Genomic DNA, 19139 nt, shown 5'->3' on the forward strand with positions numbered 1-19139 from the left:
GCTATCATCGAACACCGATAAACGAATACTAAACTATGCCTAAAATTGCCGACAACCCTTTAATTCTTGTGGATGGTTCTTCATACCTTTACCGCGCTTACTATGCACCACCTCACTTAACGAATTCTAAAGGCGAAGCGACCGGTGCCGTATATGGCGTAATCAACATGCTTCGTAGCCTGATTAACCAATATCAGCCATCACAAATGGCGGTGGTATTTGACGCTAAAGGAAAAACATTCCGTAACGACATGTACTCAGAGTACAAGGCACAGCGTCCGCCAATGCCTGATGATCTGCGTAGCCAAATTGAACCACTTCACCGCATCATTAAAGCATTAGGCTTGCCGCTAGTGTGCATTTCTGGCGTAGAGGCTGACGACGTTATCGGTACGATTGCGACTCAAGCCAGTAAAGAAGGCCGTGCAGTGCTGATCAGCACTGGCGATAAAGACATGGCACAGTTAGTTGACGAAAACGTGACGCTAATTAATACCATGACCAATACCATTATGGGGCCTGCTGAAGTCACCGAAAAATTTGGTGTGGGCCCAGAGCTAATTATCGATCTGTTAGCGCTACAAGGCGATAAAGCCGATAACATTCCCGGCTTACCAGGCGTTGGTGAAAAAACTGCACTTGCAATGCTTACTGGCGTTGGCGGCGTTGAGCAAATCTTAGCGGCACCAGAGAAAATGCCAGAGCTTGGTTTCCGCGGTTCGAAAACCATGCCAGCCAAAATCATTGAGCATGCAGATATGCTTAAACTTAGCTACGAGCTTGCGACAATCAAACTCGATGTTGAGCTTGAACAAGATTGGCACGCACTATCTATCGAGCCAGCGAACAAAGACGAATTGATCAAATGCTACGGCGAGATGGAATTTAAGCGCTGGTTAGCAGAAGTGCTCGACAATAAGCCTGCAAACAAAGCCTCTGCAGACACTGACGATGATACGCCAGCAGCTAAGTTAGATATTGAGGTTGAATACGACACGATTCTAACCCTTGAGCAATTAGATACTTGGATTGCCAAACTAAAGCAAGCCGAGCTAATCGCCATTGATACCGAAACCACTAGCCTCAACTATATGGAAGCAGAATTAGTAGGGATCTCATTTGCGGTTGAAGCTGGTAAAGCCGCTTATCTGCCTTTAAGCCATGATTATGTTGACGCGCCAGAGCAATTAGATAAAGCGCTAGTATTTGAGAAACTACAGCCATTACTTGAAGATGAATCGATTAAAAAGGTCGGTCAAAACTTAAAGTATGACATCAGTATTTTTGCTAATGCTGGCATAACGCTGCGCGGTGTGCAGTTTGACACCATGCTTGAGTCTTACGTATTTAACTCTGTCGCGTCCAAGCACAATATGGACGACTTAGCGCTTAAATATTTAGGTCACAAGAATATCAGTTTCGAAGAGATCGCAGGTAAAGGTGCCAAACAACTCACCTTCAACCAAATTCCACTAGAGACAGCCTCACCTTACGCTGCGGAAGATGCCGATATCACTCTACGTTTGCACCAACATTTATGGTCTCGCCTAGCAAAACAAACTGAGCTTGCCAGTGTGTTTAGTGATATCGAATTACCGCTAGTAAATATTCTGTCGACGATTGAACGTCAAGGTGTATTGATTGATAGCATGCTACTTGGCCAACAAAGCGAAGAACTAGCACGTAAAATTGACGAGCTAGAGCAAAAAGCCCATGAAATTGCAGGTCAACCATTTAACTTAAGCTCGCCAAAGCAGTTGCAAGAACTGTTCTTTGAAAAGCTTGGCTACCCAGTAATCAAGAAAACACCAAAAGGCGCACCATCAACAGCAGAAGAAGTGTTAGTTGAATTAGCGCTAGATTATCCGCTGCCTAAGATCATTCTTGAGCACCGCAGTCTAGCTAAGCTTAAGAGCACCTACACAGATAAGCTGCCGTTAATGGTTAACGCTAAAACAGGTCGTGTGCACACTAGCTACCACCAAGCTAACGCCGCTACGGGTCGCTTATCATCGAGCGAGCCTAACCTACAGAATATCCCAATTCGTACCGAAGAAGGCCGCCGTATTCGTCATGCGTTTATTGCCCCACAAGGTAAAAAAATCCTCGCTGCCGATTACTCACAAATCGAATTAAGAATTATGGCGCACTTGTCGCAAGACAAAGGCCTACTAACTGCGTTTGCTGAAGGTAAAGACATCCACAAAGCGACCGCAGCAGAAGTGTTTGATGTTGATTTCAGTGAAGTCACTACCGATCAGCGTCGTCGCGCTAAAGCAGTTAACTTTGGCCTAATCTACGGTATGTCGGCATTTGGCCTAGCCAAACAACTCGACATTCCAAGAGCCGAAGCACAGAGCTATATCGACACTTACTTTAAACGCTACCCAGGTGTACTTAAGTACATGGAAGAAACGCGCGCAGTTGCCGCCGATCTTGGCTATGTTTCAACGCTATTTGGTCGTCGCCTTTATCTACCAGCGATTAAAGATAGAAATGCGATGCGCCGTCAAGCTGCAGAACGTGCGGCAATCAACGCACCGATGCAAGGTACCGCGGCCGATATTATTAAGAAAGCCATGATTAATATTGCGAAGTGGATCGAAACTGAAACCGCCGGTGAAATCACCATGATCATGCAAGTACACGATGAATTAGTATTTGAAGTTGATGAAACCAAAGTTGATAGCTTACAGGCTAAGGTATGTGAACTAATGGCCGCTGCTGCTAGCTTAGATGTGGAGCTACTTGCCGAGGCTGGCGTGGGCGATAACTGGGAACAAGCTCACTAGTTTATCTCGACTTTAAACGGGCGCTAATTAGCGCCCTTTTTTATTGCCGCTTAGCAAAAATTAGCTATCTATTGATAGCTCTCCAAGCCCATCAACTCAACTTCTATATCATGCCCAAATATATCCATCCGTTTATGAGGTGGCATTCAATTTTTATATTGAGTAACCACAAAACACCTCATTGAGACAAAAAGCGGATATCGTAATATAAATAATTGATATGCCGCTATTAAACTGAAATTTTGCGATCAAAGGGTGTATTTTTATTGAACAAACATTGGGATATCCATCACATTATTGTTTGTTTTTTACAAAAACAGTTTTTCATATAGCGGTTAATGGAGTAATATTCTCTGCGTAGGGTACAGAGGTTAAGATGTTCTATCTTTCAGACCTTTTTTTTACATTTGCTACTCTGTAGTAAATGGCCAAATTATGGCGCCCCAGTGAATCTAATTCGCTGGGGCTTTTTTTCGTCTGTAAGAAAATTTAGAGTAAATACTTTAAATTGAGCAAAATTCGAGTTATGCTGTGTTCATTAAGCGATATCAACATAGTTTGATTGAACTTGAGTCTTGTTGAATTTAGCTTCTCCCCAAAAGAGCTAATTTATGCCGATGGTTTATACCGTCGGTTTTTTTTGCCTAAAATTCAGTGAGAGCACGATAAACCTCAGCATAAAGGTAAAAAAAACGCCCCCATTTGGGAGCGTCATTTTACCAGCCGTGGCGAATCTATTTACCAGCAACTCGTTATTTGTTGTTAGCTTCGGCTTGAGCCGCGATTGCATCCGCTTCTAACTGCTGCATTAACCATTCAGGTTTACACCAACTATCAAGAATGCCCAACACTTTGCCTTTACCAATCCCTTTTAATGAAGAGAAAGGCTCAACTTTTACACCATCTTCAAAATGGCTAAGCTTCTTGCGCACTTCATTAACCATCTTCATTCTAGCGCTTTGACCCAGCTTATCAGCCTTGGTTAATAGTGCTAAAACAGGAATATGGCTCTGAACTGCCCATTCAATCATTTGCATATCAAGATCTTTAAGTGGATGACGGATATCCATCAATACCACCACACCGCTCAAGCAATCACGCTTTAGCAGATATTCACCCAACGCTTCTTGCCACTTTAACTTTAGCGCTAAAGGAACTTGAGCAAAGCCATAGCCTGGTAAATCGACCAAACGGCGGTGCTTATCTAATTTAAAAACGTTAATTAACTGCGTACGTCCTGGTGTTTTACTGGTACGGGCAATTTTTTGCTCTGTCAGTAAATTCAGTGCACTTGACTTACCCGCGTTAGAACGACCCGCAAAGGCTATCTCCACCCCAACGTCACCAGGGAGGTATTCGTTTAAGTGCGCAATGTCTGGCGCACTAATTAAAAACTCTGCTTTACGGAAATCGATACGAGATTCACTCACAATTAACTCCAAAATTTTATCAACTTACTTAGCTAAATATCGAAGAGTTGCTTACATTTTCACAATTTCGTGTAAAATATTACCCCGATCACATAAAATACATTTTATCACGCTTGCGGGTCTTCCTAGTAAGCTCATGACAAATATTTTAATAAGAAGTTGGAACGCCATGAAAAAGTTAGCTCTTGCGCTGTCTGTTTTAGCCACAATATCTTCACCTGCTATGGCAGAAGGAAATGCTGAAGCCGGTAAAACTAAAGCCATTGTTTGCTCTGCTTGTCACGGTGTTGACGGCAACAGCATGATCGACATGTACCCGAAACTTGCAGGTCAACATAGTACATATCTAGAAAAGCAATTACATGATTTCCGCACTGCAGCGCAGACTGGTGGAAAACAGGGTCGTATGGACCCAATCATGGGCGGCATGTCTGTGGCACTTAGCGATCAAGACATAGCAGACCTTGCGGCATTTTATGCCAGCCAAGAACAGAAAGATATCGACGTTAAAGATGTGCCAGAGCTAGGTGCACAACTTTATACAAATGGTGACGCTACACGTGGCATCACTGCCTGTATCGCATGTCACGGTCCTGATGGTAATGGTGCTGAACTTGCAGGCTTCCCTGCAATTAACGGTCAACATGCCAATTATATCAAGATCCAGCTAAATAAATTCCACGATACAAATCGTAACAACGATTTAAATGGCATGATGCAAGACGTTGCTAAAAAGCTAAATAGCGACGATATTGATGCATTATCTAAATATATATCAAACCTTAAGTAAATATTAGTTAATGCTAAAAAGGACGGTTTACCGTCCTTTTTTATATCAATGTGTTTACGTTTACGTAAACTTCAGTTAAAAACCTGCTTGACAGAGATCACAGTTCTAGGTTTAAATAGCTCCCGTACCGAGATGAACCCAACTGTTAGTATAAAAAATATTAATAATAACTTTCAGATTTCGGTATCTATACATTTAAGATATAAGAATAAATTAACTAAATAATAATAATATTATTAAGGCCACTCACTAAAAATAATAAGAGTAGAGATTTCAATTTGAAGTCCAGGTCGTAAAAATTTTAGTAAGGATTTGGTTAGGAAGGCCAAAACGCTATTTAGCATTAACCCTTACATTCAGAGAAACATGTACCAACAGGAAAGTATTTGTAGGATACAGATACGGCAGAGGAAGCTACAGCTTAGGATGCACTTGCGGGAAGCTTGTTATCACTGGAAGATACTTAAAAAATGTACATGGATGGTTACTTAGGCGTCATTGGATGGACGAATAAAAATTGTGATGTGTCTTTTAAAGACCATCTACGGAAACTGTTGTCAGGATGGCGACAGGTCTAAATATAAAGTGTCGGGAAGACCATAAACTACAAGACATGCATGGAAGCAGACAAAAAAATAAGATGGATATTGACCGGGATAGTCACATAGCAAGTATGGATACTTGAAATCAGAATTGGTGCGGATTAGCACTTTTATAGAGGCGACAGATTAATCTGTCGCCTTTTTTTATTTCTAGCTCTACTATCTTCATTTATACTCAAATGAATTAAGTCATTGGTTTAGCGAATATATGCGCAGATGCCCTCTTTGTCATAGTGATAATACCGCACGTTTTTTCGCCGACAAAAAGCGCTGCCTATACCACTGCCACCAATGTCAGCTCGTCTTCGCAGATGCTAACTCACATCTGCCGCCGTCAGCAGAGCAACAAAAGTACCGGCTCGCCAATAACAAACAAAAAGCCCTCTCACGCTTTATGTTGGAGCTTGTTGAACAATGTGACGATGGTCATACACCTTTATTAGGTCTTAACTTTGGCCGTACCCTCGACAATAAGACCTTAAGCAAGATCAATAAAAAGGGTCATCAACTCAATCAATATGACCCCAGTATTGCGCCGTGGAGTCGCTCCCTTAAGCAAGAATACGACTTTATTTGCTGTTATCGCGTGTTTGAGCACTTTCGATTTCCCTTTAAAGAGTGGGAGCTACTGACGCAAATGCTTAAACCCAGCGGATGGTTGGCAATTTGCACCCCTTTATTGAGCGATCTTGATGCATTTGAAAAGTGGCACCACAAAAATAATCTGACCCATGTCAGCTTTTATCAACAAGCAACCTTTGAGTTTCTAGCAAATAAAGGCGCTTTTAAGCTATTATTTGCAGCAAACGGTCTCATTCTGGTGCAAAAACCATCAGGATCTGATATAACACGCGACCAAACTTCCGTTGTTGCATGAGCTAAGCCGCTTTGCAGCAATAGAGTCTTTTAAGTTATCGAGATAAGCGATCATGTCCCGTAGTAAGAAAATGCGTAAGAGCAACGATAATGCTCCAAAATTAGCCCCAAGAACCAAGAAGAAAGATCGTGTTCTTGCAGGCAAAAAACAAGTTGCTGGCAATAAAGCGGGAAGTCGTCATAACGCTTCGATGATTGAAAGCCAAGCTAACGGTGGTAAGGCCAAAAGTGCTGATCCACGCCACGGCAGTAAAAAGCCTGTACAACTCAATATTCATGCTGAAGTAAAAGCTGAGCCAAAACCAAAAGGGCCTAAGCTAACTGATGAGCAGAAACTATTGAAGCTGGAAGAAGATCCAAGACTCAATAGCCTGTTAGACATGCTTGAAGAAGGTAAAAACCTTAACGCAGAAGATCAAAAGTGGTTGAACAAGCAACTCACTCAAATCGAAGCGTTAATGGACAAGCTTGGTATCACCGACGAAGACGATGATGCTCCGCAAGGTAAGAAGTCAGTTAATGATGACGACCTATTCGACAAGTTCGAGTCTGGTGCAGATCTGCTGAAAGACTACTTCGACAAAGATTAATTTGTTCTATATAAAATCTATGGCATCTTTATTGATGCCATTTTTTTATCCATAATCGTCACCGTATCCCATTTCTACTATTAGGGTTTAGCATGACAACAAGCTTCATTATTCTTGGTGCACTTATCATTGTCGCGCTTACGGCATATGCGACTTATCTGGTTATTCAGGTACGTAAACAGCAACAACGTAAAATAGAACTAAAACAACAGCAAGCCGCTGCAGCCAAAGCCAAGTCGGACGAACTACTTGATAACATCCGCTATATTGCCACCGCGATGCTGGAAGATCGTTGCGAGCTATCTGAAGGAGTGATGCGTATTGCTAAACTGTTTCAATTGGTTGGCATGGCTGAACTTGTTGAAAAACAATACCCAGCAACCTTTGCTCATTTTACGGTAATCGAGTCACACCCGATTAAAGAGCAACGTAAAAGCCTCGATAAGCGTGAGCGTATGAAGCTCGATTTTGCCCGTATGCGCTCTGAGGGTGAGTTAGAGTCACAAATACTCGAAGAAGCAAAACAACTCAGCCAATTTCAGCCACACTCGCTACACTAAAAGAAGCGAAGGCATTATGGCTAGCAAGAGAGAGACAGGAATCTAGCTCTCAGATATGGCCTATTTTGCTTATATAGGGTGAGTCTGTGCACAAAAACTTCTCAAGACCACAGACATAGGCCTCATTTTCAGCGATATTCAACAACACTTTGCTACCCATATTAAATTTTTACAACATGGATCAAGGTTATTCAACAAATAACCATGCATACTTCACATGTTGCTAAACTATACGCCGGAGGACACGCCTTGAAGCAGCCCACCCCAATTAGTTGGGATCAGTCAATGATCGAAAAGTACAATTATAGCGGTCCACGTTATACTTCTTATCCGACGGCCTTGGAATTCGATGATTCGTTTACCGAGGAAAAACTGCTGACCTCTATTAAGAACAGCAAGAGTGACAAGCTTTCTCTTTATATCCATATTCCTTTCTGCGCCAAGCTTTGTTACTACTGTGGCTGCAATAAAGTTATCACTCGTCACCAGCATAAAGCCGATCAATACATTGAGTATTTAGCCGCAGAAATCGTTAAACGCGCGCCGCTGTTTAAAAATTACTTAGTGACCCAAATTCACTGGGGTGGCGGTACACCGACATTCCTTACACCTGAGCAAATCCTAACGCTTTCTGCATTGGTTAAAGCAAACTTTAACGTGGCAGATGTTGGTGAGTACTCAATTGAAGTTGATCCTCGTGAAATCGAGCTTTCAATGCTAGACACCCTAAAAGAAGCCGGCTTTAACCGTATCTCAATTGGTGTGCAAGACTTCAATAAAAAGGTGCAGGTTGCAGTAAACCGCGAGCAAGACGAGCAGTTTATTTTTGACCTAATGGCGCGTGCAAAAGAGCTAGGCTTTGTTTCAACTAATATCGACCTAATCTATGGCTTGCCGCACCAAACACCAGAAACGTTTGCAGAAACCATGCAGCGTGTTTTGGACTTAAATCCAGATCGTCTATCTGTATTTAACTACGCTCATCTGCCATCTCGTTTTGCAGCCCAGCGTAAGATTAAAGATGAAGATTTAGCATCACCTCAGCAAAAACTCGATATGTTGCATCAAACAATCGAAACGCTAACAGGTGCCGGCTACCAGTACATTGGTATGGACCACTTTGCTAAGCCAGATGACGAACTGTCTATTTTGCAAAACGAAGGTCGTCTACACCGTAACTTCCAAGGTTACACCACTCAAGAAGAGTGTGACCTATTGGGTCTGGGTGTGTCATCAATCAGCCAAATTGGCGATTGTTATGCTCAGAACCAAAAAGATGTGCGTCCTTACTTCGAGTCAATCGATGCTAACGGCCATGCACTATGGAAAGGTTGCAGCTTAAACCGTGACGACGAAATTCGCCGCGTAGTGATTAAGCAGCTAATCTGCCACTTCGACCTGGATATGGCGAAGATTGAAGAAAAGCTAAACATCAACTTTGAAGAGTACTTCGCAGAAGATCTTAAACTACTGCAAACTTTCATCGATGATAAGCTCGTCGACATTACAGACCGTAAGATCACTATCAGCCCAACTGGCCGTCTATTGATCCGTAATATCTGTATCTGTTTCGACGTTTACTACCGTGAGAAAGCAAGACAACAACAGTTCTCTCGCGTTATCTAATCAAGTTTGATTAGCAAAAAAACCGGCATTAGCCGGTTTTTTTATGTCTAAAATCAGTAAAGTGAACCAAAACCTTTCATTACAATTGTATACACTTTGACCGTGATCTTTACATGCCATCACGGCATAATCATCTTGTTAATACCAATCAATATAACTAAAACAATAATGGATGATTCATGTATAAGTACCTACTCCCGACCTTGCTTGTCGCCAGCCTTAGCGCTTGCCAAACACCTAGCACGCCAACAAACAACTCCGAGACAATAACTAACGCCACTCAAGTAGCAACTAACTCACAGCTACAAACAGCTATTGATGCAGCTTGGCAGATTTCACTCGACGCCAGCCCAAGTTTTGCATATTCAATGGGTGATGCTTCTAAAGCCGGGCAGCTACAGGACTTATCATCGCAAGCGTTAGCGGCACTCGATCAGCGTAGGCAAGTATTACTCGCGCAAATCAAACAGATTGACCGTAGCAGCCTTAATAAAAATGACAAAATTAACGCGCAAATCCTGCAAGACCAAGTTCAAAACCAAGTCGACCAATACCGCTATAACGACCACTACATGCCGCTGTCAGCCGAAAGTGGTTTTCATGCTTATATCGCCTCAATAAGCAAAGGTCGCTTCAATAAAGTTGAAGACTATCAAAACTATATTAAGCAACTGCAAGCACTGCCGAACTACTTCAAACAGCAAACTTACTGGTTAAAGCAAGGTATTGCAGCTGGGATCACCCCGTCTAAAGTTACCTTACAAGGTTTTGAAACCAGTATTAGCGCCTTTATCGTGCCAGTTGAAGACAGTGGCTACTTTGCCCCCTTTACCGAATACCCAAGCCATTTTACTGACGCCGAAAAAGCCCAATTAACCCAACAAGGGCGTGAGTTGGTCGCCAACACGGTATTACCAACCTACCAAGCTTTCTTGGAGTTTATGACCACCGAGTACATACCCAATACCCGTGAAAGCATCGCATCTTATGATCTCCCCGATGGTGAGGCTTTTTACGAAAACCGCGTGCGTTACTACACCACACTCGATATGACTTCAGATGAAGTGCATCAACTTGGCTTGCAAGAAGTTAAACGCATTCGCGCTGAGATGCAGCAAATCATCGAGCAAGTCGGTTTTGCAGGTAGCTTTGCTGAGTTTCTACACTTTTTACGTACTGACCCACAGTTTTACCCTAAAACCGCAGAAGAGTTACTCAAAGAAGCCGCTTATATCGCTAAAAAAGCCGATGCTATGCTACCAAAGTATTTTGGTAAGTTACCGCGCCAGCCATACGGTATTGAGCCTGTACCGGCTGAAATAGCACCTAAATACACCACCGGGCGTTATTCGGGCTCTAACCGAGATGACGAGCCAGGCTATTACTGGGTAAACACCTACGCACTCGACAAACGCCCGTTATATGAAATGGAAGCGCTGACACTGCATGAAGCTGTTCCCGGACACCATCTACAAATCGCGCTCAACCAAGAATTAACCGACTTACCCAACTTTCGCCGTTACAGCTATATCTCGGCATTTGGTGAGGGCTGGGGTTTATACTCAGAATACTTAGGGCTCGAAGCCGGCTTTTACCAAGATCCATACAGTAACTTTGGTCGCCTAACCTACGAGATGTGGCGTGCAGCGCGCTTAGTGGTTGATACAGGTATGCACGCCAATGGCTGGAGTCGCCAGCAAGCCATCGACTTTATGGCGAGTAACACAGCGCTTTCAATGCATAACGTCACGACCGAAATTGACCGCTATATCAATTGGCCAGGGCAAGCGCTGTCATACAAAATTGGTGAGTTAACGATTAAACGTTTACGCGCACAAGCGGAAGCTGAACTGGGCGAAAATTTTGATATTCGTGCCTTCCACGATGCCATTCTCGCCAATGGCTCAGTGCCAATGTCAGTGCTAGAACAGCAGATAAATGATTTTATCGCGACGCAAAAGGCTGCTATCTAACTGAGACCAGTTAACGCTGTTATACGGATAATGATAAGGTCGCATTTGCGGCCTTTTTTATTAGGGTGTTTCAGACTTATGTTTCACTAGAGTCTGCCTGAGCAAGTTTGCTACACTGCATGCAAGATCACTCAATAGAACCACTCCATGTCGATTGCCACAGAGCCCTATATGAACACCACTATTCCAACTAGCTTTTCATCAGAGCACCACCTCAACAGCCCTGAGCAGAAAGTTTTTTGGCAACAGGTTACGCAATCGAGCTTCAAAACCCGAGACGATATTACACTTGCCTATGCCCGCATTACGCACCCAAACAGCATAGGCACAATTGTGATCAGCAGTGGTCGAGTTGAATCCTACTTAAAATACAAAGAGCTGATGTTTGATTTGTATGAACAGGGCTACAGTTTATTTGCCATTGATCATCGAGGTCAGGGTTTATCTGCCCGAACAACTCAAAATGCTCATCAAGGACATATCGACAAGTTCCAGCGATATGTCGACGACTTTGCCGAATTTATCGACAAAGTTGTTAAACCACACCCGATGGAAAACTACTTCCTAGTAGGGCATTCGATGGGCGGTGCTATCGGGACGTTATACTTAGAACAGTACCCAAATACCTTTAAAGCGGCGGTGTTTTCTGCGCCTATGTACGGCATTAAATTGCCATTAACCAAAGGCTTTATTCGCGGTCTAGCATCGCTGCTCGATAACCATAAACAGCCAAATTACATCTTAGGCGGTAAGGATTATCACGCTGCAGCGTTTGAGAAAAATGATCTCACCAACAGTAAGTTACGCTATGAAGATTATCGTGAGCTTTATCAGCAAGTGCCTCAATTACAACTTGGCTCACCAACTAACCATTGGCTAGTTGAGTCAATTGACGCTGGTGAACAAGCGATTCAGGCTGCACGTAATAGCAAGATCCCCTTGTTAATCCTGCAAGCTGAAGAAGATACTATTGTTGATAATCGTGCTCAGAAACGCGCGATAAATGGATTCTGTCAGCTCACCAAAATTCCTTACGCCCGCCATGAAATATTTATGGAGCGTGATAAAGCCCGTAATCAAGCGTTAAATGCATTACTGGCGTTTTTAGCTAAGGCTCAGTGATTAAGGCGACACAAAAAAGGATAGCACTTGGCTATCCTTTGCTATTTTTAGGCGAAGAACACAGCCTTTAACCTAACTGCCCTGCCACCATCAACTCACGGGTTTCAGGGATCTCATTGTAAGACAACACATGCAAGCCACGAGCAAAAGCCAATGCATAACGCGCTAAAATTGGTCTTAAAGGTGGTGAAACTAAAAGTAACGGACTATGTCCCTGCTCTTTGGCTTCAGCCAGTAGCTGCGGCATTCTTTGCTGTAACTGTGCCAACAAGTGCGGGTCAACCGGGAAGCTATCGAGCGCGACTTTACCTTGTTGCTGCGACTGGTTCAGCGCAGTCATTAGCGTTTGCTCTAACTCTGGCGCCAAGGTCATGACGTTAAGCTTAGGTGCTGCACCAACGATGGAGTGCAATATCGAGTTACGCAGTGCACAACGCACATCTGCCGCGAGTAAAACAGGATCTTTACTGTTCTCGCTGCAATCTAATAATGTGGTTGCGATAGTACGAATATCTTTAAGCGAAACCTGCTCTTTAAGCAATAATCGATATACCTTCAACTGCAAAATAGGCGTAAGCGCGTTATTAAGGGCTTCAGCTAACTTTGGCGACTGCTTTGCTAAGCGATCACTAAGCGCCAATACGTCATCATGCTGCAACATATCTGGCAGTGACTCTCGTATTAACTTACTCACATGAGTCGCAATAACGGTGGCATTATCCACGACTGAATAACCCAGATTGAGCGCTTTAGCTTTATTGTCTTGTTCGACCCAAATCGCATCCATTTGGTAAGCTGGCTCTTTGGTAATAATGCCATCTATTTCACCAAATACCGGACCACTCTTAATCGCCATTAAACGCTCAGGCTCTAGTTCTGCAGTCACTACAGGGTTGCCCATCATATTAATTTGGTAGGCATTTGGCGCCAAAGACAAGTTGTCGCGCACACGTACCTCAGCCAGTAAAAAGCCTGCTTGCTCAGACAAGGTACGGCGAATACCGGTTAAGCGCTTCTGCAATTCAGCGCCCTTACTGCGCTCAACCAAATGCACTAAGCGATAACCTAAGCGCACTTCTATCAGGTCGGTATAAGGCAATGCATCCCAACTTGGCGCAGACGGCTCGCTCAAGTTATTCTCTAATTGCTGTTCAATCTTAGACTCTTTTATCACCGGACCGCGTTTATCTTGCTTCCAGGCTGCGAACGCAAGTAGGGCTGCAAATGATAGGAATACAAATGTCGGCATCCCCGGCACTATGCCTAAAATGAACATCACCCCAGCCGATGTAGCCAGTGTTTTCGGGTTCGCTAGCAACTGATTACGCAGCTGCTCAGGCATCTCTTCTGCGTCTGAAACGCGAGTCACAATAATTGCGGCAGCTGTGGCGAGTAACAAAGATGGGATCTGCGCAACTAAGCCATCACCAATGGTTAAAAGTGCATAGGTCTTAAAGGCATCCGCAGCCCCTAAGTCATGCATAAAGATACCGATTGCTAAACCACCCAACATATTGATGGCTAGAATCAGCATACTCGCGATTGCATCACCACGAACAAACTTAGATGCACCATCCATCGAGCCATAAAAATCGGCTTCGCTAGCGACTTCTTTACGCCTCTCTCTTGCCTGCTCTTGAGTTAATATTCCGGCATTTAAATCGGCATCAATTGCCATTTGCTTGCCCGGCAAGGCGTCTAAGGTAAAGCGCGCCGAAACTTCAGATATACGCTCGCCACCCTTAGTGATCACCACAAAGTTAATGATCATTAAGATAAGGAAGATAACACCACCGACAACATAGTTACCGCCGATAACCACTTCACCAAAGGCTTGGATCACCTTACCCGCGGCATCTCCACCTTCATGCCCCTCAATCAGCACCACACGAGTCGATGCGACGTTCAAGGTCAAACGCAGTAGCGTCGCCAATAGCAGCACTGTTGGAAAAACCGACAGTTCAAGTGGCCGACGAATGGAAACACTCGCCAACAGCACCATTACGGCTAATACGATATTGAAGGTAAACAAAATATCCAATAACCATGGCGGTAACGGCAAAATCACCATCGCCAATACGGCCAAAAGCATAATAGGAATGCCTATATAGCCTGGACTACCGGTAAAAGTACGCGAAAACCAGTTCATGAAGTCAGATATCCTTTAATCGTGTCGTAAGTTGGTTGGAATAAAAAAGTGAGGTAGTGGATCCGGCTTAGCTTGCTTACCTTGCCTTGCAGCTCTAATTTGCATGACATAAGTCAGCACATGGGCTATCGCCACAAAAAGCGCTGCGGGGATCTGTTGTTCAATATTCGTCGAGTAATAAATCGCTCGAGTAAGCGGCGGTAATTCTAATATTTCCACGTTGTGACGCTTTGCCACTTCGCGCATATAGAGGGCTAACTCATCCGTGCCCTTGGTGAGAACATAAGGCGCATCAGCCTTGTTAGCATCGTATTTGAGTGCAACAGCATAATGAGTCGGGTTAACTAAAAGCACGTCAGCATTAGGGATAGACACATCAGCCCTTGAACGACTAATACGCTGTTGCATTTGGCGAATTTTGGCCTTAATTTCAGGTTTACCTTCCTGCTGCTTATGCTCATCTTTCACTTCTTGCAGCGACATTTTCAGCTCATCATGATGCTGCCAATACTGGTAAGGTAAATCGATACAAGCAATAAATAGCAGACCGAGGCCTAAATAAAACACCCCAAGTGCCAACATATCAATGACACGTGTGATTGCTTCATCTACGGGTAGTTGCGAAAACGTCATCAGGGTTTGCAAGTTTTTATCGAGGAAAAACCACATAATCCCGACCAACAATACAATTTTAAGCACCGACTTAATCAGCTCTGCAAGTGACTTTATCGACACCATTCGCCCCATACCGGCGATGGGATCAATTCGGCTATATTTAAAACCCGCATTGCCAAAATTAAATATCAATCCACCGGGCATGGCTCCAGCAATCAATGCGATCAACGCCACCGCAATAAAAAGCGGTCCTAGAATATAAAGCACTTCTAGAAGTGCTTGCCCTAGATGACGCGTCATCATTCCTGGCTCATCTAACTGTGCTTTGGTAAACGACATATTGGTTTGCGCCAACTGTGCAACCCGCCCGCCAATCTCACCGGCGCTCGTGGTCAGCAGTAATGAACAACCAATAATTAAAGCAGCTGAGGTAAAATCCTTAGAGCGTGGAACCTGTCCCTGATCTCGAGCTTGCTTGAGCTTTTTGGGCGTTGCATTCTCGGTTTTACTCTGTCCGGTATCTTTACTCATGCCTAGCCTCCAATAAACTGGTGCATAGCAGACAAGGCGTCTAAACAGAGGTCGCTATAGCGGCTCGGTAAGCCACTAAAGGAAAAAAATACACATAATAGTCCCATCAACATCGACATCGGAAAACCTAAAGCGAAAACGTTTAGCGATGGAGCTGAACGGCTCAACACACCAAAGGTAATGTTAACCATGAGCATGGCAAGTATGGAAGGAAGCGCTAACATAAATGCAGCTGCAAACATCCAACTAATACGGCCTATCAGCCCCATTAGTGGCAAATCAAAAATGCCCATACCGACAGGCCATAATAGAAAACTATCGACTAACACGCCGATAGCGACCAAGTGCCCATCAAGCGCGAGGAAAAGTAAGGTACCGTAAAGCAGAAACCACTGCCCAAGAATAGGATGAGAACCACCACTAGAGGGATCATTCATCACCGCCATCGCAAGCCCCATTTGCATCGATAACATCTCGCCTAATAGCGTCATGATATAGAGCATGATGGTAAGAAACAGCGCCAACATAAACCCCACAAGCAACTGCTCAATAGCGAGAAAAAGTGCATGCAGCGAGATAGCATCAACTTGCGGTAAAGGCGGTAGCATAGGCGCCACAAGTGCTGACAAGGTTAATGCGAGCAAGATGCGCACTGTTGCCGGAATATAAGTACTGCTCAAAAATGGCATGACCATAAAGGCACCCATTATTCGACAAAAAGGCCACCAGAATGTGCCAATAAACGTACTCAGTTGCTCAGAGGTAAGAGACAGCATCTAGCTTACCAATCGTATTAAAACGAGCATGGTGTTCATCGAGCTAAACATATGATTTAACCTATCATATGAGGGATATTAATGAACAAGCGATCAAATAAGTCACCCAGTTGCACTAGCATCCACTCACCTGAAAACAGCACCATCAAAAGCGTTATCACCAAACGAGGTAAAAAACTGAGGGTTTGTTCGTTCACCTGAGTGGCTGCTTGAAATACCGCCACCACCAAGCCAACAATTAAGCTTGGCAGGACTAATATTCCAACCATCGCGATGACCAAATAAACCGCATCGGCAAAGAAAGATGTTAATTCATTCACATCCATCGCTTACCTCACTCAAGTGATAAGCAAACATATTCATTGCCCCTGCAAATTCATATATACCCACGCTCTACAACCTCGTTCCAGTCAGTAACGCAATAACGGTAGGCCACTCATTGACAGCGACCAGCGTCAACATAACGCTACCTAACAGCAAGTAGATAAGATCAGCAAAAGAAACATAAACCAATTGTTGATTGTTACACTTCATCTGAGATTACCGCTATTGAGATAAACTTACCCATAACTGGCTACCAGTGTACTAACCGTCATGGACCAACCATCAACCAGAACAAAAACCATTAATTTAAAAGGTAGCGAGATAATCAGCGGCGATAACATCATCATCCCCATAGACATAAGAACACTCGCCACCACGAGGTCAATCACTAAGAAAGGTAAAAACAGGAGAAATCCAATCTGAAATGCGGTTTTTAACTCACTCAATACATAAGCTGGCATCAGCACAAAAAAAGGCACTTCTTCTGACGATAATGTTGTGGGTTCATCAGCAATCTTTAGCATTTGCTCAAGATCCGTTTCACGAGTTTGCGCGAGCATAAATTGTCGCAACGGTTTCTCGCCACGCGCGACAGCTTCAGGTAACTCAATCAAGCCTTGGTCATAAGGTAAGAAAGCCGTTTGGTAAATCTCTTCTCCAACCGGGCGCATAATAAAAATAGTCATCACTAATGCTATTCCTATCAATACCTTATTTGGGGGGCTTTGCTGTAATCCCAATGCTTGCCGTAAGATACCCAGTACCACAATAATGCGTGTAAAACTGGTGAGCATCATCAGCATCGCAGGCAGAAAACTTAACACTGTCATCAATGCTAGAATCTCTAGCTTTACGCTCACCGATTCTGTATCTGCACCATCATTTAGCGTGAACAGTGTTAAGCCGTCATTGGCATACGCCGTTGATGAAAAGCTTAACAGTAATATCAGCAAGAATCGCCACATATTCAGTCATTTGCTCCAGTGAGACTGATAGCTTCCACTTCAAGTAAACGCACACCATAACGGCCGTTAACTTCAACCACTTCACCTCTGCCAAGCAATGCGCCATTAACTCGAATATCTAAGGGCTCGCCTACCATACGATCAAGCGCAACAACATCCCCTTCTCCCATCTTAGTCAATTCGCCTAAAGACATCTCTGCGCTAGCTAACTCTAACGTCACCTGTACTGGCAGCTGGTGAAAGAAAGACATGTCTTTCGCCGGTTTAGCTTGCTGCTTTGGCTGACTATACTCATCTTCAGAAAACAGCTCATCATCCAACAGGAAATCTTCATCTTGTAAAATATTATGATCAGCCATTGGATTTCTCCTCCATTTGAAAGGCTTCTTGAGTCAATTTCGCCACCATTTGCCCTTCATGGGTGTGGACAGTGGCATAAAAAAGAGGACGCTTACCAACCGTTACAGGGCAGCGTGAATGCAAGTTCATAGGCAAAATGTCGCCTACAGCAAGATTTTGGAGCGAAGTCAGCGAAGTACTTTGATGTCCAAGTTCCAACAATACTCTTAAAGGGATTTGCTTTAATCTATGTGCGAGCTTTTCAGCTAAAGCAGGATCTGCTTGATATTGACTAGGCAGTTCAGCCATCAAACCAAGTAAATGTTCACTCATAAAAAATAACATCGATGGTCCCATATGTGCCGCAGGGAAACTTAATTCACAACAAACAGGAGCCTTAATCGGTGTTTCATTTGTGAGTAACTCTAACTCAAGTCCGTCTTCATCTATTTCAGTTGTCGGCAATCGTTTTATCGCAGCAATCATTAGCCGCTTAACTAAACGAAACTCTGATTGGCTCGGAGCCCGCAATGGTGACTTAGGCGTGCTTGAAAAAGCGCCATAATAACCACTCGCCAATTGGTCTAAAGTGCATTTATCTATTCGCCACCAACCTAAGGCAACTCTGTTGTAGGTCAGTAAGAACCATGCATGATGTGGCTCAGGGATTATTGAGCTGTTTTTTGTCGTCAGAGAGACCTGCGATATTCCATGGTGGCCTTGGCGAATAATCGGATTCAATAATTCATTCACAACATCCATAATTGGGCGTAAACATTGATCTAATTGCACCAATAAGCGGCTTCTAGCTAGCTTTTCTTTAATCAAGGCGACAGGCCTAACTTCTGCACTACTCTCAGATTTAATGAGCGTAGCCTTAGCCGTTGTTTTCATCTTTAAATTCCAGAACAAAAAGTCAGAGATATGACATTTATAGCTTATTAATCAACTTCAAGTTATTCCAAAGCCAAATCACACAAATATTAACCAGAAGCCATTTAAAATTTGGTCTACTGGAAAATAAAACCAATTAAAACCGAATAAAAACACACCAGCGTCAATTAACCGTCAAAATATTA

The 19139-nt window shown here is 43.6% G+C and carries 16 protein-coding genes; 8 read left to right on the forward strand and 8 right to left on the reverse strand.

Annotated features, from left to right (window positions below):
* Window positions 1-35: 35 nt before the first annotated feature.
* Entirely contained in the window at window positions 36-2792 is a 2757-nt protein-coding gene (polA, locus tag L2748_RS12595) for a DNA polymerase I (RefSeq protein ID WP_220782748.1), read from the forward strand.
* Window positions 2793-3544: 752 nt separating this feature from the next.
* Here the strand turns inward: polA and yihA are convergent.
* A complete protein-coding gene (gene yihA / locus L2748_RS12600; protein ID WP_220782749.1) occupies window positions 3545-4222 on the reverse strand; it encodes a ribosome biogenesis GTP-binding protein YihA/YsxC in 678 nt (225 codons plus the stop codon).
* 169 nt (window positions 4223-4391) lie between these two features.
* Here yihA and L2748_RS12605 point away from each other — a divergent pair, with 169 nt between their 5' ends.
* From L2748_RS12605 to L2748_RS12635, 7 genes are all read left to right on the forward strand, one after another.
* Complete coding sequence (locus L2748_RS12605) at window positions 4392-5012, forward strand: c-type cytochrome (RefSeq protein ID WP_220782750.1); 621 nt, start codon at window positions 4392-4394, stop codon at window positions 5010-5012.
* 810 nt (window positions 5013-5822) lie between these two features.
* Window positions 5823-6491 (forward strand): methyltransferase domain-containing protein, encoded by a 669-nt coding sequence (locus tag L2748_RS12610; RefSeq protein ID WP_220782751.1) that lies wholly within the window; start codon window positions 5823-5825, stop codon window positions 6489-6491.
* Window positions 6492-6543: 52 nt separating this feature from the next.
* Entirely contained in the window at window positions 6544-7080 is a 537-nt protein-coding gene (gene yihI, locus L2748_RS12615; RefSeq protein WP_220782752.1) for a Der GTPase-activating protein YihI, read from the forward strand.
* 92 nt (window positions 7081-7172) lie between these two features.
* Window positions 7173-7640: a DUF2489 domain-containing protein gene (locus L2748_RS12620; protein ID WP_220782753.1), complete on the forward strand. Its 468-nt coding sequence runs from the start codon at window positions 7173-7175 to the stop codon at window positions 7638-7640.
* Between the two features lie 249 nt (window positions 7641-7889).
* Complete coding sequence (gene hemN / locus L2748_RS12625; protein ID WP_276516336.1) at window positions 7890-9266, forward strand: oxygen-independent coproporphyrinogen III oxidase; 1377 nt, start codon at window positions 7890-7892, stop codon at window positions 9264-9266.
* Window positions 9267-9445: 179 nt separating this feature from the next.
* On the forward strand, window positions 9446-11239 hold the full coding sequence (locus L2748_RS12630) for a DUF885 domain-containing protein (RefSeq protein ID WP_220782755.1): 1794 nt from the start codon (window positions 9446-9448) through the stop codon (window positions 11237-11239).
* 147 nt (window positions 11240-11386) lie between these two features.
* A complete protein-coding gene (locus tag L2748_RS12635) occupies window positions 11387-12361 on the forward strand; it encodes an alpha/beta fold hydrolase (RefSeq protein ID WP_220782756.1) in 975 nt (324 codons plus the stop codon).
* A gap of 67 nt (window positions 12362-12428) precedes the next feature.
* Here L2748_RS12635 and flhA read toward each other — a convergent pair whose 3' ends face one another.
* From flhA to L2748_RS12670, 7 genes are all read right to left on the reverse strand, one after another.
* Window positions 12429-14510 (reverse strand): flagellar biosynthesis protein FlhA, encoded by a 2082-nt coding sequence (flhA, locus tag L2748_RS12640; RefSeq protein ID WP_220782757.1) that lies wholly within the window; start codon window positions 14508-14510, stop codon window positions 12429-12431.
* A 15-nt stretch (window positions 14511-14525) separates the two neighbouring features.
* On the reverse strand, window positions 14526-15656 hold the full coding sequence (flhB, locus tag L2748_RS12645; RefSeq protein WP_220782758.1) for a flagellar biosynthesis protein FlhB: 1131 nt from the start codon (window positions 15654-15656) through the stop codon (window positions 14526-14528).
* Window positions 15657-15658: 2 nt separating this feature from the next.
* A complete protein-coding gene (gene fliR / locus L2748_RS12650) occupies window positions 15659-16432 on the reverse strand; it encodes a flagellar biosynthetic protein FliR (RefSeq protein ID WP_220782759.1) in 774 nt (257 codons plus the stop codon).
* A 56-nt stretch (window positions 16433-16488) separates the two neighbouring features.
* A complete protein-coding gene (locus L2748_RS12655) occupies window positions 16489-16758 on the reverse strand; it encodes a flagellar biosynthetic protein FliQ (protein ID WP_108945110.1) in 270 nt (89 codons plus the stop codon).
* Between the two features lie 234 nt (window positions 16759-16992).
* Window positions 16993-17721 carry a flagellar type III secretion system pore protein FliP gene (gene fliP / locus L2748_RS12660; RefSeq protein ID WP_220782760.1) on the reverse strand — a complete coding sequence of 243 codons (729 nt, stop codon included), beginning with the start codon at window positions 17719-17721 and terminating at the stop codon, window positions 16993-16995.
* A 2-nt stretch (window positions 17722-17723) separates the two neighbouring features.
* Window positions 17724-18080, reverse strand: a complete 357-nt coding sequence (gene fliN / locus L2748_RS12665; protein WP_108945108.1) for a flagellar motor switch protein FliN — start codon at window positions 18078-18080, stop codon at window positions 17724-17726.
* Window positions 18073-18954: a FliM/FliN family flagellar motor switch protein gene (locus tag L2748_RS12670; protein ID WP_220782761.1), complete on the reverse strand. Its 882-nt coding sequence runs from the start codon at window positions 18952-18954 to the stop codon at window positions 18073-18075. Before L2748_RS12670 ends, fliN begins: the two co-directional genes overlap by 8 nt.
* Window positions 18955-19139: the final 185 nt, after the last annotated feature.

The organism is Shewanella sairae, from assembly GCF_023283535.1.
Taxonomy (GTDB): Bacteria; Pseudomonadota; Gammaproteobacteria; order Enterobacterales; family Shewanellaceae; genus Shewanella; species Shewanella sairae.

Excerpts from the sequence above, each read along its gene's own strand:
- L2748_RS12610 (WP_220782751.1), top strand. The coding sequence starts at position 5,823 with ATGCGCAGATGCCCTCTTTGTCATAGTGATAATACCGCACGTTTTTTC.
- fliR (WP_220782759.1), bottom strand. The coding sequence starts at position 16,432 with ATGCTGTCTCTTACCTCTGAGCAACTGAGTACGTTTATTGGCACATTC.
- L2748_RS12635 (WP_220782756.1), top strand. The coding sequence starts at position 11,387 with ATGTCGATTGCCACAGAGCCCTATATGAACACCACTATTCCAACTAGC.
- L2748_RS12655 (WP_108945110.1), bottom strand. The coding sequence starts at position 16,758 with ATGGATGTGAATGAATTAACATCTTTCTTTGCCGATGCGGTTTATTTG.
- L2748_RS12630 (WP_220782755.1), top strand. The coding sequence starts at position 9,446 with ATGTATAAGTACCTACTCCCGACCTTGCTTGTCGCCAGCCTTAGCGCT.
- flhB (WP_220782758.1), bottom strand. The coding sequence starts at position 15,656 with ATGAGTAAAGATACCGGACAGAGTAAAACCGAGAATGCAACGCCCAAA.
- L2748_RS12605 (WP_220782750.1), top strand. The coding sequence starts at position 4,392 with ATGAAAAAGTTAGCTCTTGCGCTGTCTGTTTTAGCCACAATATCTTCA.
- polA (WP_220782748.1), top strand. The coding sequence starts at position 36 with ATGCCTAAAATTGCCGACAACCCTTTAATTCTTGTGGATGGTTCTTCA.
- L2748_RS12620 (WP_220782753.1), top strand. The coding sequence starts at position 7,173 with ATGACAACAAGCTTCATTATTCTTGGTGCACTTATCATTGTCGCGCTT.
- flhA (WP_220782757.1), bottom strand. The coding sequence starts at position 14,510 with ATGAACTGGTTTTCGCGTACTTTTACCGGTAGTCCAGGCTATATAGGC.
- fliP (WP_220782760.1), bottom strand. The coding sequence starts at position 17,721 with ATGTGGCGATTCTTGCTGATATTACTGTTAAGCTTTTCATCAACGGCG.
- fliN (WP_108945108.1), bottom strand. The coding sequence starts at position 18,080 with ATGGCTGATCATAATATTTTACAAGATGAAGATTTCCTGTTGGATGAT.
- L2748_RS12670 (WP_220782761.1), bottom strand. The coding sequence starts at position 18,954 with ATGAAAACAACGGCTAAGGCTACGCTCATTAAATCTGAGAGTAGTGCA.
- yihI (WP_220782752.1), top strand. The coding sequence starts at position 6,544 with ATGTCCCGTAGTAAGAAAATGCGTAAGAGCAACGATAATGCTCCAAAA.